The organism is Specibacter sp. AOP5-B1-6 (assembly GCF_052376555.1).
In the GTDB taxonomy this organism is placed as follows: Bacteria; Actinomycetota; Actinomycetes; order Actinomycetales; family Micrococcaceae; genus Specibacter.
Genome location: NZ_JBQSVT010000013.1, coordinates 39,708 through 54,674, shown reverse-complemented (window position 1 = coordinate 54,674; position 14,967 = coordinate 39,708). Strand labels below are relative to the sequence as shown.

Here is a 14,967-nt window from a genome sequence, read left to right as displayed (position 1 = left end):
CCCAACAGATGCCCACCTCTGACACAACACACACTGAAAACCCGCTTCGGGACAGCCGCGACCGGCGGCTGTCCCGGGTGGCGGGCCCGTCGTCCCTGGTGCTCTTTGGAGTGACCGGGGACCTGTCGCGCAAAAAACTGATGCCGGCCGTGTACGACCTGGCGAACCGCGGACTGCTGCCACCGAGCTTCGCCCTGGTTGGCTTTGGCCGCCGGGCGTGGTCCGATGAGGATTTTGCAGCAGAGGTCAAGGCCTCCGTGCAGGCCCATTGCCGCACCCCGTTCGATGAGACCGTCTGGAACCAGCTGCGCGAAGGCATCCGTTTTGTCCAGGGCGAGTTTGATGAAGACGCTGCCTTTGAACGGTTGAAGTCCACGCTCGCCGAACTTGACGAAACACGCGGGACCCGCGGGAACCACGCCTTTTACCTCTCCATCCCGCCCAAGGCCTTTGAACTGGTGTGCCGCCAGCTCTCCGCGCACGGCCTGGCCCAAGGCGCGGACGAAAGTTGGCGGCGCGTTGTCATCGAGAAGCCCTTTGGGCACAACCTCGAGTCGGCCCGGGCCCTCAACGACATTGTGGAATCGGTGTTCCCACCGGATGCCGTCTTCAGGATTGACCACTACCTTGGCAAGGAAACAGTCCAGAACATTTTGGCGCTGCGCTTTGCCAACCAGCTCTTTGAACCGCTGTGGAACGCCAACTATGTTGACCATGTGCAGATCACCATGGCCGAGGACATTGGCACGGGCGGCCGCGCAGGTTACTACGACGGCGTGGGCGCAGCCCGCGACGTCATCCAGAACCACCTGCTGCAGCTGCTGGCCCTCACGGCCATGGAGGAGCCCATCTCCTTCAACGCCGAACACCTGCGGGCCGAGAAGGAAAAGGTGCTCGCTGCCGTAAAACTTCCCGAGGACCTGTCGACGCACTCGGCACGCGGCCAATTTTCCGGCGGCTGGCAGGGCGGCGAGCACGTTCTCGGCTATCTGGATGAGGACGGCATTCCTGCCGACTCCACCACCGAAACATTCGCAGCCGTCCGCCTTGACATCAACACCCGCCGCTGGGCGGGGGCCCCGTTTTATTTGCGGGCGGGAAAGCGGCTTGGCCGGCGAGTCACCGAGATCGCCGTGGTTTTCAAGCGCGCACCAAACCTGTTGTTCACAGACCATGCCGAGGACGACTTCGGCCAGAATGCCGTTGTCATCCGGGTTCAGCCCGATGAGGGCGTCACCATCCGCTTCGGTTCCAAGGTGCCGGGCACGCAGATGGAAGTCCGCGACGTCACCATGGACTTCGGTTACGGACACGCGTTCACCGAGTCCAGCCCGGAAGCGTATGAGCGGCTGATCCTGGATGTGCTGCTGGGTGAACCGCCGCTGTTTCCACGGCATGAAGAAGTCGAACTCTCCTGGAAGATCCTTGACCCGTTCGAGGAATTCTGGGCTGCGGAGGGCATCCAGCCCGAAAGCTACAAACCTGGCAGCTGGGGCCCCTCCTCGGCAGATGAGCTGTTAAAGCGCGACGGAAGGACGTGGCGGCGACCATGATTGTTGAACTGCCCAATACAACCACTTCCAAGATCACCAAAGAAATTGTCAAGATGCGTGAACAGGGCGGCGTGGTCACCCTTGGCCGCGTCCTGACCCTTGTGGTCATCACCCGCAACGGCCTGGAAGAGGAAGCCATTGCGGCCGCCAACCTGGCCAGCCGGGAACACCCGTGCAGGATTATTGTCCTGGCAGCGGGCTCGGAGTCGGCGGAAACCCGCCTTGACGGGGAGATCCGGGTTGGCGGCGACGCCGGGGCATCCGAGGTCATCGTGCTGCGCGGCTACGGGGAACTGGCTGCTGAGAACGAATCAGTGGTTTCCGCGCTCCTGCTGCCGGATGCACCAATCGTGGCCTGGTGGCCCAATGGGGCACCCGAGTCGCCGAGCCAGTCGCCGGTGGGCCGGATCGCACACCGCCGCATCACGGATTCCGCCAACGCCGCCGACCCGCGGGATGCCCTCAAGCACATTGCGGGCACCTATGCGGCCGGAGACACAGACCTGGCCTGGACACGCCTGACCAACTGGCGCATCCAGCTGGCGGCAGCCTTGGAACACTACGACGACGCCAACCCCATCACCGGCCTGGAAGTGGAAGGCGCCAGCGACTCCCCCAGCACCCTGCTGCTGGCGTCGTGGCTGCACCGGGCACTGAATGTGCCCATCACAGTCGTGGAGGACCCCCGCGGCACCGGCATCCGCACGGTGCTCATTGAGCGGGAAAAAGGCAATGTGAAGCTCACCCGCCCCGGTTCCACCGAGGCCATCCTCACCCAGCCGGGCCAGCCCGAGCAGCAAATCTCGCTGCCGCGCCGTTCCCTGCAGGACTGCCTGGCGGAGGAGCTGCGCCGTCTTGACCCTGATGAAGTATTTGGTGAAGTTGTCACCGAAGGCTTGAAAAAGCTGTTGGCAGAAGAAAAGGTCGTTCAGTCATGAGCTCAAATGTCCGCATCACACCGCACCCGTCCTTTGACGTCCTGGCAGCCACCACGGCAGCCCGGCTCATCACCCGGCTGCTGGACGTCCAAAGCGAACGCGGCGAAGCCACAGTCGTTTTGACTGGCGGCAGCGTTGGAATTGCCACCCTGCGCGAGGTGGCCCAGTCCCCCGCCCGGCTGGCTGTTGACTGGAGCAAGGTCAACTTCTGGTTTGGCGACGACAGGTTCGTTGCCACGGACTCGCCCGACCGCAACGCCGGCCAGGCCGCCGAGGCACTGCTGAACCACATCCCGGTCGACCCGAAGCGCGTCCACGCCATGGCCGCCTCGGACACGGTTGCCGACCTTGAGGAATCTGTGGCGCTCTACACCACTGATCTCGCCGACGCGGCAAGGGCCGAGTGGGAGAACGACGACGACGCCACCGGCGACGAAGCACCTGCCGTGCCGCGCTTTGACGTGCTGCTGCTGGGTTTGGGCCCGGACGCGCACATTGCCTCGCTGTTCCCGGAAATGGCGGGCATCCGCACCCAGGGGGTCCCAGTGGTGGGGGTCCGCAACTCACCCAAGCCGCCGCCGTTGCGCGTCTCATTGACACTGGAGACCATCAACTCGGCCCAGGAGATTTGGATTGTGGCTGCCGGGGCCGACAAGGCGGCTGCTGTCGGCTTGGGCCTGGCCGGAGCCAGTGAGGTTCAGGTGCCGGCGTCGGGCGCCCGTGGCATCAACAAGACGATGTGGCTGCTGGATGAGGCTGCCGCCGCGAAGGTGCCGGCGGAGCTGCTGCGCCGCGAACGCTGACAGGCGCTCGATACTGCCGTCCGGAACTAATGCCGCAGTTTGATTGAAACGCCAAGGGCTGACCATGGCATTTGAGTCAGACTCCGGCATTTTTCACAAGTTGCTGGATTCAGCCCAGCATCAGTTGGAGCGACTACCTGGCTGTCCACAAAAACAGTCCCGCCCGGCGTGTGCCGGACGGGACTGTTTTTGTTGTTTCTGCTCCGCTGCACCTGTTCTTCCGGTGCCGAGAGTGCCTGGCGGGTATTAGCCGCCGATGTTTCCGTAGGACATGATCAAGCCCAGGCCGATGATGACGGCTCCCCAGACGATGCCCAGGACCACCGTGAACCGGTTGAGGTTGCGCTCTGCCACACCGGAGGAGCCAAGGTTTGAGCTCATGCCGCCGCCAAACATGTCTGACAGACCGCCGCCACGGCCCTTGTGCAGCAGGATCAACAGGGTCAGCAGCAAGCTGGTGACACCCAGAAGGATCTGCAGGGCGATTTGAAGTGTTTCCACGAGTGGCCTTTCAGCATGGTGACGATGCGGCTCAATGTTGAGCACCAAAGAATATGTGCGTGCCGGATGCGCTGCCGCCTGATGGTGCCGGCAACGTGTCCGCAGTCAAGTCTAGCCGTGTCCACCCGCACATTGCGAATGGACACGGTCAGTGACGGCAGGCCCCCGGGAGGGCGTGGGGGTTACTTGGTGACGAGGTGGTTCTCAAAGCGGGCAATGCTGGCGAATTCGCCGGCATCGAGGCTCGCGCCGCCAACGAGGACGCCGTCGACGTCGCGCTCTGCCATGATGGCCCCGACGTTGCCTGCCTTGACGGAGCCGCCGTAGAGCAGGCGGGTCTTGGCGGCTGTTTCGCCGTCAAAGAGTTCGGTCAGTTCGGCGCGGATGGCCGCACACATTTCCTGTGCATCTTCCGGTCCGGCGACTTCGCCCGTGCCGATGGCCCAAACGGGCTCGTAGGCAATGACGAGTGTGGCGGCCTGCTCGGCGGTGAGTCCGGCGACGCCGCCGCGAACCTGCTCGAGCGTGTGTTCAACGTGGGTTCCGGCCTTGCGGATCTCCAGGCCTTCGCCCGCGCACAGCACGGGTGTCACCTCGTTGCGGAACGCTGCCTTGACCTTGGCGTTGAGCAGTTCGTCGCCCTCGCCGTGGATGCTGCGGCGTTCGCTGTGGCCCACAAGGACGTAGGCGCAGCCGAGCTTGTTCAGGAAGGCGCCGGAAATGTCGCCCGTGTAGGCGCCCGAGTCCTGGTCCGACAGGTCCTGTCCGCCGTAGGCGAGCTTGAGCTTGTCGCCCTGGACGAGTGTCTGGACGCCGCGCAGATCCGTGAACGGCGGGAACACTGCAACTTCCACGCGGCTGAAGTCATGGCGGGCATCGGAGAGGGTCCATGCAAGCTTTTGCAGCAAGGTGATGCCCTGGACGTGGTCCATGTTCATCTTCCAGTTGCCTGCAATCAGCGGTGTCCGGTCAAAACTGCCGTTGGTCGACGTTGTCATCGTTCTCTCTTTTCTTGCATCGCTTAGGTACAGCTGTTGTATTCGGGGCCGAAACTGATTCCGGCAAAAAGGTGGCGGCAGGGAGACCCTGCCGCCACCCGGGGCACTTAGCGGTCGAGCGCGCTCAAGCCGGGAAGTTCCTTGCCTTCAAGGTACTCGAGGCTTGCGCCGCCACCGGTGGAGATGTGGCCGAAGGAGTCGTCGGCAAATCCCAGTGAACGCACGGCAGAGGCTGAATCGCCGCCCCCAACAACGGTGAAGCCGCCGTTGCTGGTGTTCGTGCTCAGCGCCTGGGCAACAGCCCGGGTGCCTTCGGCAAAGGCTGCAAACTCAAACACGCCCATCGGGCCGTTCCAGAAGACGGTCTTTGCGCCCGCAATGGCTTCGGCAAATGCCGCACCGGAAACGGGTCCAATGTCCAAGCCGAGGCCCTTCTCACCAAAGGTGCTGGCTTCAATGGCGTCCGCGGCAACAACCTCATTGGCTGCATCCGCGGCGAAACCGGCCGCCACCACGACATCGGTGGGAAGCACAAAGCTGGTTCCCGCCGCATCGGCACGTGCCAGGTAGTCCTTGACGACAGGAATCCGGTCAACTTCAAGCAGCGAAGCACCAACTTTGTGGCCCTGCGCGGCAAGGAAGGTGAAGAGCATGCCGCCGCCGACGAGGATGGAGTCAGCCTTGCCGATCAAGTTGTCAATGACTGCCAACTTGTCCGAGACCTTGGAACCGCCAAGAACAACCACATAGGGCCGTTCGGACTCGGTGGTGAGCTTGCGCAGCACCTCCAGCTCGGTCCGCACCAGGTCGCCCTGGTAGGACGGCAGCGCCTTGGCAATGTCGAAGACACTTGCGTGCTTGCGGTGCACAGCACCAAAAGCATCGTCCACGTAGGCGCCGTTGGGACCAGTCAGTGCGGCGAGCTCGGCAGCGAAAGCCGCCCGTTCGCCGTCGTCCTTGGACGTTTCACGGGCGTCAAAACGGACGTTCTCCAAGACCAGCACGGAGCCGTCGGCCAGCGCTGCGGCAGCGGCCGTGGCGGCAGGACCGGTAGTGTCAGCGGCGAGAGTCGCATTGAGTCCTGGAGCCAATTCGGCCAAGCGGGCAACAGCGGGAGCCAGTGAGTACTTGGCCTCCGGCGCGCCCTTGGGACGGCCAAGGTGGGCGGCAACGAGGACGCGGGCACCGGCGTCGGCCAGTGCCTTGATGACCGGCAGGGACGCCTTGATGCGTCCGTCATCACTGACGTTAGAGCCGTCGAGCGGCACGTTCAGGTCACTTCTGACCAGAACGTACCGCCCGCGGACACCTTCATCGATGAGTTCGCTGAGGGTGTGAAGTGTCATTGCTGCGCCTTAGAGCTTCGAGGCGACGAGCTCGGTCAGGTCGACCAGGCGGTTGGAATAGCCCCACTCGTTGTCGTACCAGGAAACAACCTTGACCTGGTTGCCGATGACCTTGGTCAGGCCCGAGTCAAAGATGGACGACGCCGGGTCGCCAACGATGTCCGAGGACACGATCGGGTCTTCGGTGTACGTCAGGTAGCCGGCGAGCTTGCCTTCAGCAGCTGCAGCCTTGTACGCGGCGTTGACTTCCTCAACGGTCACTTCGCGGCTGACGGTTGCCGTCAGGTCCGTGGCTGAACCCGTGGGGACGGGTACGCGGATGGCGTAACCATCCAGCTTGCCCTTGAGCTCGGGCAGGACCAGGCCGATGGCCTTGGCAGCACCCGTGGACGTCGGGATCATGTTGATCGCGGCGGCGCGGGCACGGCGGAGGTCGCTGTGCGGGCCATCCTGCAGGTTCTGGTCGGCAGTGTAGGCGTGGACGGTGGTCATCAGGCCACGCTCCAGGCCGAAGCTGTCGTTCAGGACCTTGGCCAGCGGGCCGAGGCAGTTCGTGGTGCAGGATGCGTTGGAGATGATGTGGTGCGCAGCCGGATCGTACAGTTCGTCGTTGACGCCCAACACGATGGTGATGTCTTCATCCGAGGCAGGTGCGGAGATCAGGACCTTCTTGGCGCCGGCATCAATGTGCTTCTGTGCGGCAGCGGCCTTGGTGAAGAAACCGGTTGATTCGATGACGATGTCAACGCCCAGCTCGCCCCAGGGGAGGTTTGCGGGATCGCGCTCAGCCAGGACGGTGATGGTCTTGCCGTCAACGACAAGGTGGCCGTCCACAACTTCAACGGAAACGGACAAGCGGCCGTTGACGGAGTCGTACTTGAGCAGGTGGGCAAGAGCCTCGGGGCTGGTGAGGTCGTTGACTGCAACGATCTCAATGTCCGCACCCTGAGCCAAAGCTGCACGGAAGTAGTTGCGGCCGATGCGGCCGAACCCGTTAATACCAATACGAGTAGTCACTTAGTTCTCTCCTTGGTGTTCTTGCGAACACACGTAGTCAGGCTGAAGGTCACCTTCAACCATTGTTTCCCGCACGACGTTGGGCAGAGATTCTTTCCTGGCGCGGATCGACAAGAGCGCGCCGTGATCTATATTACGTTCCATGGGGCCCGCCCCGTTAATCGAACGGAGCGGGCGTCCATATGCTGGTCACACAAACCGGCTTGCGCCGGCCGTGTGGCGCCGGCCCTGCTTACGGCAGGATCAGCGAGGTTGCGTTCTTGCGGGCAGCCTCAAAGCGCTTGGACACGTCGGCCCAGTTCACGATGTTCCAGAAAGCCTTGACGTAGTCAGCCTTGACGTTGACGTAGTCGAGGTAGAAGGCGTGCTCCCACATGTCGAGCATGAGCAGCGGGGTTGTTGCAACGGGGATGTTGCCCTGCTGGTCGAAGAGCTGCTCGATGAGGATGTTGCCACCGAGGCCTTCGTAGGAAAGCAGTGCCCAGCCGGAGCCCTGGATTCCCATGGCTGCGGCCGTGAAGTGTGCACGGAACGCGTCAAAGGAACCAAAAGCGTCATCAATGGCCGCTGCCAGTTCACCCTCGGGCTTGTCGCCGCCTTCAGGGGAAAGGTTGTTCCAGAAAATTGAGTGGTTGGTGTGGCCACCCAGGTTGAATGCCAGGTCCTTGGAGTACTTGGCCACGTTGGCGAAGTTGTTGCTTTCGCGTGCTTCGGCGAGCTGCTCCATGGCTGTGTTGGCACCGGCAACATATGCCGCGTGGTGCTTGCTGTGGTGCAGTTCCATGATGCGGGCGGAAATATTGGGCTCCAGGGCAGCATAGTCATAGCTGAGTTCCGGAAGTGTGTACTTGGTCACGGTTCCTCCATTGCGATTCTCATGTGGTGTTGCCGGCGGTGGATATCCGGCAAGGCAAGTCCGTCCTTGCGGGCGGTCTTTCATCTCTACTCTTTCATACTAGGCATGTTAGCCATCGAGCATGTCGAAAGTGACGTTGGACTCAGTGCCGGGGATGCCTAAATCCTTGGCTTTTTTATCGGCCATGGCGAGCAGCCGCCTGATGCGGCCGGCGATTGCGTCCTTGGTCAGCGGCGGGTCGGCCAGCCGGCCCAGTTCGTCAAGGCTGGCTTGTTTATGCGCAACGCGCAATGCTCCGGCGTATTTGAGGTGGTCCGGGACGTCGTCGCCAAGGATCTCCAGGGCGCGCTCCACCCGGGCGCCGGCTGCGACCGCCGCCTGCGCCGAACGGCGCAGGTTGGCGTCGTCAAAGTTGGCCAGCCGGTTTGCCGTGGCCCGCACTTCCTTGCGCATGCGCCGCTCCTCCCACACGAGGAAGGTGTCGTGGGCGCCCATGCGGACAAGCAGCGCACCGATGGTGTCGCCGTCGCGGATGACAACCCTGTCGATGCCCCGCACGTCACGGGCCTTGGCGGCGATGTCCAGGCGGCGGGCAGCCCCCACCAGGGCCAGCGCGGCTTCAGGGCCGGGGCAGGTGACCTCCAGGGCCGATGAGCGGCCGGGCTCGGTCAGTGACCCGTGGGCCAGGAACGCCCCGCGCCAGACAGCCTCGGCGTCGGCGGTGGAACCGTTGACGACAGCCGACGGCAGGCCGCGCACGGGTCGGCCACGGCCGTCAAGGAGACCGCTCTGCCGGGCCAGGGCCTCGCCGTCGCGCACTACACGCACCACGTAGCGGCTGCCGCGGCGCAGTCCCCCGCCGGAGACCACGACGATCTCACTTTGGTGCCCATACATTTCGGCGATGGCCGCGCGCAGGCGCCTGGCGGTGGCCGCGGTGTCAACTTCCGCCTCAATGACAATGCGTCCGGAAATGATGTGCAGCCCCCCGGCAAAGCGCAGCAGCGCCGAGACCTCCGCCTTGCGCACCGAGGACTTCTTGACGTCCAGCCGGGACAATTCCTCTTTTACTGCTGCTGTCAGCGCCATGTTTCAGCCTTCACTTTCACGTACGTTAGTGGTCCCCAAAAATATCCCGATATGCCGCTGCCAGCCGCAGTGGGTCATGGACCGGCGTGCCGCTGGAACTTCCAACCATACCGAACACCACCTCCGCACCGATCATTGCGGCAGCTTCTGTGAATTCGGCAACATCGGCGATTGACTGCGGATCTGCCAGCACAACGTCCACCGAGAACTCGGGGGCGTAGCGGGAAATCACGTGGAGGTGGTCTGCAGCACTCATGCCGGTCGCCTCGAGGTCATTCACATCAAGGTTCATGGTGAGCAGCCGCCTGGCCTGGGTGGTGCACAGGGCGTCCCGCATCTCCGGCAGGAGCAGGTGGGGCAGCACCGAGGTGTACCAGGAGCCCGGGCCGAGAACGACCCAGTCGGCACCGTGAATGGCCGCAACCGCTTCAGCACAGGCCGGTGCGTCTTGGGGCATCAGGCGGACATTTTCAACTTCACCGGCCTTGGCCAGCAGGGACTGGCCACGGATCAGCGTGCCGGTGGTGCCATTGTTCTTAACCTGGCCCTCAATGGTCAAAGGGACGCTGGCCATCGGCAGGACTTCACCGCGTGCGCCGAGCAGGGCCCCGGCCCAGCGCAGGCCCGCAACCGTGTCGCCCAGCAGTTCCCACAGGGTGACAATGAGCAGGTTTCCCAGCGCATGGTTGTCAAGGGAACCGGCAACCCCCTCACGGGACGTGAACCGGTGCTGCATGACGTCCCGCCACGTCCGGCCCCAGTCGGTGTCATCACACAGGGCCGACAGGGCCATGCGCAGATCGCCGGGGGGCAGCACACCCAACTCCTCGCGCAGACGGCCGGAGGAACCGCCGTCGTCGGCAACCGTGACAACAGCCGTGACGTTGCCGGTGAGCAGGCGCAGTGCCGAGAGTGACGCGGCAAGGCCGTGGCCGCCACCGAGTGCGGCAACTCGCACGCCGGCCTCGGGGCTCGACAGTTTGGAGGCCGTCGGAACGATCGGCAGAATCCCTGTGTACATGCTTACTCCCGGCCCAGGTCGCGGTGCCGGATGCTGGTGGTGACGCGGGGCAGCTGACTGAGGCGCTTGGCCAGTTCGATGGCTACCGCAACTGAACGGTGCTTCCCGCCGGTGCAGCCGACAGCGATGGTGGCGTAGTGCTTGTTTTCCCGCCGGTAACCGTCCAAAACCGGTTCCAGGGCGTGCACGTAACGGTCCACAAAGTCTGCGGCGCCATTGTCATTGAGCACAAAGTTGCTCACGGCTTCGTCCTGGCCCGTGAGCGGGCGCAGCTGCGGGATCCAGTGCGGGTTGGGGATGAAGCGGACGTCGGCCACGTAGTTGGCGTCGACTGGCAGACCATATTTGAAGCCGAAGCTCATGATGGTCAGGCTCAGGACCACGGGGCCCGATTCCGAGAAAAGCTCGGTGACAGCGGTGCCGAGCTGGTGGACGTTCATGACGGAGGTGTCCAGGACCATCTCCGCCTGGGATTTCATTTCCGCCAGCAGGACCCGCTCCGCGGCAATGCCGTCGAGGATGCGGCCGTCCTCCTGCAACGGGTGTGGGCGCCTGCCCTGTTCAAAACGACGCACAAGCGTGTCATCGCTGGCATCGAGGAACAACACCCGATAAGCCACGCCTGCGGCCGAGAGGGCATTGAGCGACTCGCGGATGTCCGCGAACAAGGCCTTGCCCCGGACATCAACCACAACGGCCAGCTTGGGCAGGGCTGCCGGCATGCGCGAGACGAGGTCGGCAAGCATGCCAAGCATCTGCGGGGGGAGGTTTTCAATGACGTACCAGCCGTGGTCCTCCAGCGCGTTGGCGGCGGTGCTCCGGCCTGCTCCGGACATGCCGGTGACGACCAGGAGTTCTGGTTGGACGGGCTTGATCGGCGTCAGCGGCCCGTCGGCCGAGGTGGTGAAGTCCTGTTGTTCGGTCATTGCTGTTCCCTGTCGGTTGTTGGCTTGGTCACGGGGGTGGCTTTGACCCCCACCACGTCTACCCTCTAAGCCTAGCGGCCGAGGGGGCCCCGTGCGTGCGAAGCGCGTGCTGGGGAGGGTGCTGGGCGCTAGCGGCCGAGGGGGCCCCGTGCGCGCGAAGCGCGTGCTGGGGAAGGTGCTGGGCGCTAGCGGCCGAGGGGCCCCGTGCGTGCGAAGCGCGTGCTGGGGAGGGTGCTAGTCGAGAACCTCGCCCGTGGTCATGTTGACTGCCGGGGCGGATTCCGTTCCGGCGGCATTGTCGGCATGGACGACGTCGTAAATCGCCTGCGCAAGGACGGGACCGACGCCCTTGGCCGCCACAAGGTCCTCGACTGTCGCGGCGCGCACCTTTTTCAGCGAGCCAAAGTGTGCCAGCAATGTCTTTTGCTTGGCCGCACCCATTCCCGGCACCTGATCCAGCACCGAGGCCGTCATGGCCTTTCCGCGCTTGGCCCGGTGGAAGGTGATGGCAAATCGGTGGGCTTCATCACGGATGCGCTGCAGCAGGTACAGGCCTTCCGAGGACCGCGGGAGGATCACGGGGAAGTCGCTGTCAGGCACCCATACCTCCTCGAGCCGTTTGGCCAGGCCCACCACGGCGACGTCGACTATGCCAAGGTCCGCAAGTGCCTGCGAGGCGGCATTGACTTGAGGGATGCCGCCGTCGACCACCACGAGGTTGGGCGGGTAGGCAAACTTGGACTTTGGCAGTTCTCCCTGTTCCTCCGTGCCCGGCACAACATCCGGGTCGGCCACGCCGGCCGTGCCGGTCGTGCCCTCCGGAGCGCCGACACCGGCACGGGCGGGAGGGTGTGCCGTGATTTCGCCACTCGCCGTCACAGACTGTGCCCTGGTCTCCTTTTCGGCAAGATAATTCCGGAAGCGCCGGGTGATGACGTCGTACATGGAGGCCGTGTCATCAATGGCCGCGTCGCCGGTGATGGCGAATTTCCGGTACTCGCTCTTTTTGGCCAGGCCATCCTCCACGACCACCATGGAGGCCACGACGTTGGTGCCCTGAACATGGGAAATGTCGTAGCACTCAATGCGCAGCAGCGGCATGGGCAGGTCGAGTGCCTCCTGGAGCTCCTGCAGTGCCAGCGACCTGGTTGTCAGGTCACCTGCACGGCGTGACTTGTGCAGGATCATGGACTGCCGGGCGTTCGTCTGGACGGTGTCCATCAACGCCGCCTTTTCGCCACGTTGGGGCACCTTGATGGAGACGGGCCCATGGCGCAGTTTGCCCAGCCACCGGGTCAGGTCTTCATGGTTGGTGGGCAGCTCGGGGACAAGAATTTGGCGGGGTATGGCGTCCTGCTGCTGTTCCTCGGCCCCGTAGACCTGTTGCATCAGGTGTTCCCACAGTTCGGCGTCGGAGGCGTCCTCAACCTTTTCAACAACCCAGCCGCGCTGGCCGCGGATGCGCCCGCCACGGACGTGAAACACCTGAACCGCTGCCTCCAGGTCGTCCTGTTCAACGGCAAAAATGTCCGCGTTTGTGTCTTCCGTCAGGACCACGGAGTTGCGTTCAAACACCTTGCGCAGCGCGATGATGTCGTCCCGAACCCTTGCCGCCTGCTCATAGTCGAGTTCCTTGACGGCTTCGGCCATCCGCTTTTCAAGCGTGCTGATGAAGCGCTTGGCCTCGCCGCCCATGAAGTCGCAAAAGTCCTGGGCAAGCGCCTTGTGCTCCTCGACGCTGACGCGACCCACGCAGGGGGCGGCGCATTTGTCGATGTAGCCCAGCAGGCAGGGCCTGCCGCTGCGTTCGGCGCGCCGCAGCACACCCACGCTGCAGCTGCGCACGGGAAACACCCGCAACAAGGTGTCCATGGTTTCCCGGATCGCGCCGGCCGTGTATGGCCCAAAGTACTTGGTCCCCTTGCGCCGCTCCCCGCGCATGACCTGCACCCGCGGGAACTTTTCGCTCATGGAGACGGCAAGGTACGGGTAGGTTTTATCGTCCCTGAAGGCGAGGTTGTATCTCGGCGCGAACTCCTTGATCCAGGTGTATTCCAGCTGCAGTGCTTCGAGTTCGCTGCCCACGATCGTCCACTGGACACTCGCCGCGTGGTGGACCATCGCATGGGTTTTAGGCAGCAGTGTTGCCGGGTTCGCGAAATATGAGTTTAGTCGGGAGCGGAGATTCTTCGCCTTGCCCACATAAATAATGCGCCCATGTTCATCACGGAAGCGGTAAACGCCCGGGTCCGTGGGAATTTCTCCCGGCTTGGGCCGGTAACTTGCTGGATTTGCCACGGTTCCATTCTAGGCTGGGCCCGCAGGTGCGGCGGACGCTGCCTGATGGTGTGTTGAGGGTGCAGGCGGGTGGGCCCACGTCTGCGGGGTTCCCTGGCCGAGGGACGAGGTGAGGGTGCAGGCGGGGACTATTCGACGCTGGGGCTTTGGTTGTATTTGCTGCTGCGTTCCTGGCCTGTCAGTTCGGCGATGGCATCCATGATCGTGTCGGTGGCATGCCGCCGGGCCGGCAGTGAATGGTCGGGACCTGTCTTGTCGAAGAACAGCGGCTTGCCAAAGCGCATGGTGAAGTTCGCCGGCGTGAATGTTTTCTTGCCGGCGGGCTGCAGCTTCTCCGTGCCGAGCATGCCGACAGGGACCACTGGCGCCCCAGTCGTCAGGGCCAGCCAGCCAACGCCTGTCCGTCCACGGTAGAGAATGCCGTCGCGGGATCGGGTGCCTTCAGGATAGATGCCGACAGCCTCGCCGCGGCCCAGGATTTCAAGCAGCGTCTTCAGCGCCTGCACACTGGCCGCCTGTTCGCCCCGCTCGACAGGTATCGAGTGCACCGACTCGAAAAACGTCTTCATCAGCTTGCCCTTGATGCCCTTGCCCGTGAAATATTCGGCTTTGGCAAAGAAGGAAACGGGTCGGGGTGTCAGAGCCTGCACAATCACCGAGTCAAAGAACGACAGGTGGTTGGGTGCCACAATGAACGGCCCGTCCGTGGGCACATTTTCGAGGCCCTCAACGGTGGGCCTGCACAGGGTGCTGATGGTGCCGCGGGTGAGTACCCGGGTCAGGTCATAGAGCGCCACGGGCGGCCTCCCCCGTTGCGCCCGCGGAGGCCGTGACCGCGTCTGTTCGGGCCAGTTGAACGGCAAGTTCAGCAGGTGAATGCACGACGGCGGCAACACCTGCCGCCGCCAGCTCCCCTGCCGCGGCGAATCCCCAGGAAACGCCGATGCAGTCGAGGCCGTTGCTGCGGGCGCCGTGCACGTCCTGATGACGGTCCCCCACCATGATGGCGCCAAGCGGGACGGCTGCGTCGCCGGCGGGGGTGGCGGAAGTGTCGATTTGGGCGTTGGCGGAAAGTGCTGGCAATACTGACAGTGCTGACACGGCCGAAAGGGCTGCGGCAATGATCTCTGCCTTGCCGGGACGGTATCCGGGGTCGCCGGGCATGAGTGTCTCATCGGCGTGGGAGCCGCGGATCACGTCGAACATTTCGGCAAGGCCGTGGTGGGCCAGCAGTTTCTTGGCCAGCGGTTCGGGCTTTTGCGTCGCCACGGCCAGCGGGACGCCGTCGGACTTGAGCTGCACCAGCAGCTCCCTGATGCCCGGGTAAACAACTGACATGGCCATGCCCTGCTCGCCGTACCACTGCCTGTAGGCGGCGATGACGCCGTCGACCTGGGCCGGCGGGACGCCGATAATGCTGACCAGGCCGTCGGCCAGTTTCGGGCCGATCATGGCGTTGAGCACCTCGTCGGCGGGGATGGGCAGCCCCATGGCGCCCAAGGCATATTCAATGCCGCCGGTGATGCCGCCTGCCGGGTCAACAAGTGTCCCGTCCAGGTCGAAGAGGACTGCGGTGCGGGGACCGTCGGGATTTATGGCGGGGGAAGCAGTAGTCACGTCC

Annotated in this window: 14 protein-coding genes; 3 read left to right on the top strand and 11 right to left on the bottom strand. The window is 63.8% G+C overall.

Annotation, left to right across the window (positions count from 1 at the left end; genetic code table 11):
* Window positions 1-8 precede the first annotated feature (8 nt).
* The 3 genes from zwf to pgl are packed head-to-tail and all read left to right on the top strand — an operon-like array spanning window position 9 to window position 3,294.
* Complete coding sequence (gene zwf, locus ACT3TS_RS08745; protein ID WP_444531120.1) at window positions 9-1,553, top strand: glucose-6-phosphate dehydrogenase; 1,545 nt, start codon at window positions 9-11, stop codon at window positions 1,551-1,553.
* Window positions 1,550-2,491, top strand: a complete 942-nt coding sequence (locus ACT3TS_RS08740; protein WP_444531119.1) for a glucose-6-phosphate dehydrogenase assembly protein OpcA — start codon at window positions 1,550-1,552, stop codon at window positions 2,489-2,491. Before zwf ends, ACT3TS_RS08740 begins: the two co-directional genes overlap by 4 nt.
* Window positions 2,488-3,294, top strand: coding sequence for a 6-phosphogluconolactonase (gene pgl, locus ACT3TS_RS08735; RefSeq protein WP_444531118.1), 807 nt, complete (start codon window positions 2,488-2,490; stop codon window positions 3,292-3,294). Before ACT3TS_RS08740 ends, pgl begins: the two co-directional genes overlap by 4 nt.
* Before the next feature lie 246 nt (window positions 3,295-3,540).
* On the opposite strand, the gene secG is transcribed toward pgl, so the two are convergent.
* The 11 genes from secG to ACT3TS_RS08680 form a co-directional block, all read right to left on the bottom strand.
* Entirely contained in the window at window positions 3,541-3,795 is a 255-nt protein-coding gene (gene secG, locus ACT3TS_RS08730; protein WP_444531117.1) for a preprotein translocase subunit SecG, read from the bottom strand.
* Between the two features lie 182 nt (window positions 3,796-3,977).
* On the bottom strand, window positions 3,978-4,793 hold the full coding sequence (tpiA, locus tag ACT3TS_RS08725) for a triose-phosphate isomerase (RefSeq protein ID WP_444531116.1): 816 nt from the start codon (window positions 4,791-4,793) through the stop codon (window positions 3,978-3,980).
* Between the two features lie 107 nt (window positions 4,794-4,900).
* Window positions 4,901-6,139, bottom strand: a complete 1,239-nt coding sequence (locus ACT3TS_RS08720; protein ID WP_444531115.1) for a phosphoglycerate kinase — start codon at window positions 6,137-6,139, stop codon at window positions 4,901-4,903.
* Between the two features lie 9 nt (window positions 6,140-6,148).
* On the bottom strand, window positions 6,149-7,156 hold the full coding sequence (gap, locus tag ACT3TS_RS08715; protein WP_444531114.1) for a type I glyceraldehyde-3-phosphate dehydrogenase: 1,008 nt from the start codon (window positions 7,154-7,156) through the stop codon (window positions 6,149-6,151).
* 232 nt (window positions 7,157-7,388) lie between these two features.
* Window positions 7,389-8,012: a superoxide dismutase gene (locus ACT3TS_RS08710; RefSeq protein ID WP_444531113.1), complete on the bottom strand. Its 624-nt coding sequence runs from the start codon at window positions 8,010-8,012 to the stop codon at window positions 7,389-7,391.
* Between the two features lie 108 nt (window positions 8,013-8,120).
* Window positions 8,121-9,101 carry a DNA-binding protein WhiA gene (gene whiA / locus ACT3TS_RS08705; RefSeq protein WP_444531112.1) on the bottom strand — a complete coding sequence of 327 codons (981 nt, stop codon included), beginning with the start codon at window positions 9,099-9,101 and terminating at the stop codon, window positions 8,121-8,123.
* A gap of 25 nt (window positions 9,102-9,126) precedes the next feature.
* On the bottom strand, window positions 9,127-10,122 hold the full coding sequence (locus tag ACT3TS_RS08700) for a gluconeogenesis factor YvcK family protein (protein WP_444531111.1): 996 nt from the start codon (window positions 10,120-10,122) through the stop codon (window positions 9,127-9,129).
* Between the two features lie 2 nt (window positions 10,123-10,124).
* The gene (gene rapZ / locus ACT3TS_RS08695; protein ID WP_444531110.1) at window positions 10,125-11,048 is read right to left on the bottom strand and encodes an RNase adapter RapZ; all 924 of its coding nucleotides are present in this window, start codon (window positions 11,046-11,048) and stop codon (window positions 10,125-10,127) included.
* 234 nt (window positions 11,049-11,282) lie between these two features.
* A complete protein-coding gene (uvrC, locus tag ACT3TS_RS08690) occupies window positions 11,283-13,346 on the bottom strand; it encodes an excinuclease ABC subunit UvrC (protein WP_444531109.1) in 2,064 nt (687 codons plus the stop codon).
* Window positions 13,347-13,474: 128 nt separating this feature from the next.
* Complete coding sequence (locus ACT3TS_RS08685) at window positions 13,475-14,143, bottom strand: lysophospholipid acyltransferase family protein (protein WP_444531108.1); 669 nt, start codon at window positions 14,141-14,143, stop codon at window positions 13,475-13,477.
* Entirely contained in the window at window positions 14,130-14,963 is an 834-nt protein-coding gene (locus ACT3TS_RS08680; RefSeq protein WP_444531107.1) for an HAD hydrolase-like protein, read from the bottom strand. Before ACT3TS_RS08680 ends, ACT3TS_RS08685 begins: the two co-directional genes overlap by 14 nt.
* Window positions 14,964-14,967 lie beyond the last annotated feature (4 nt).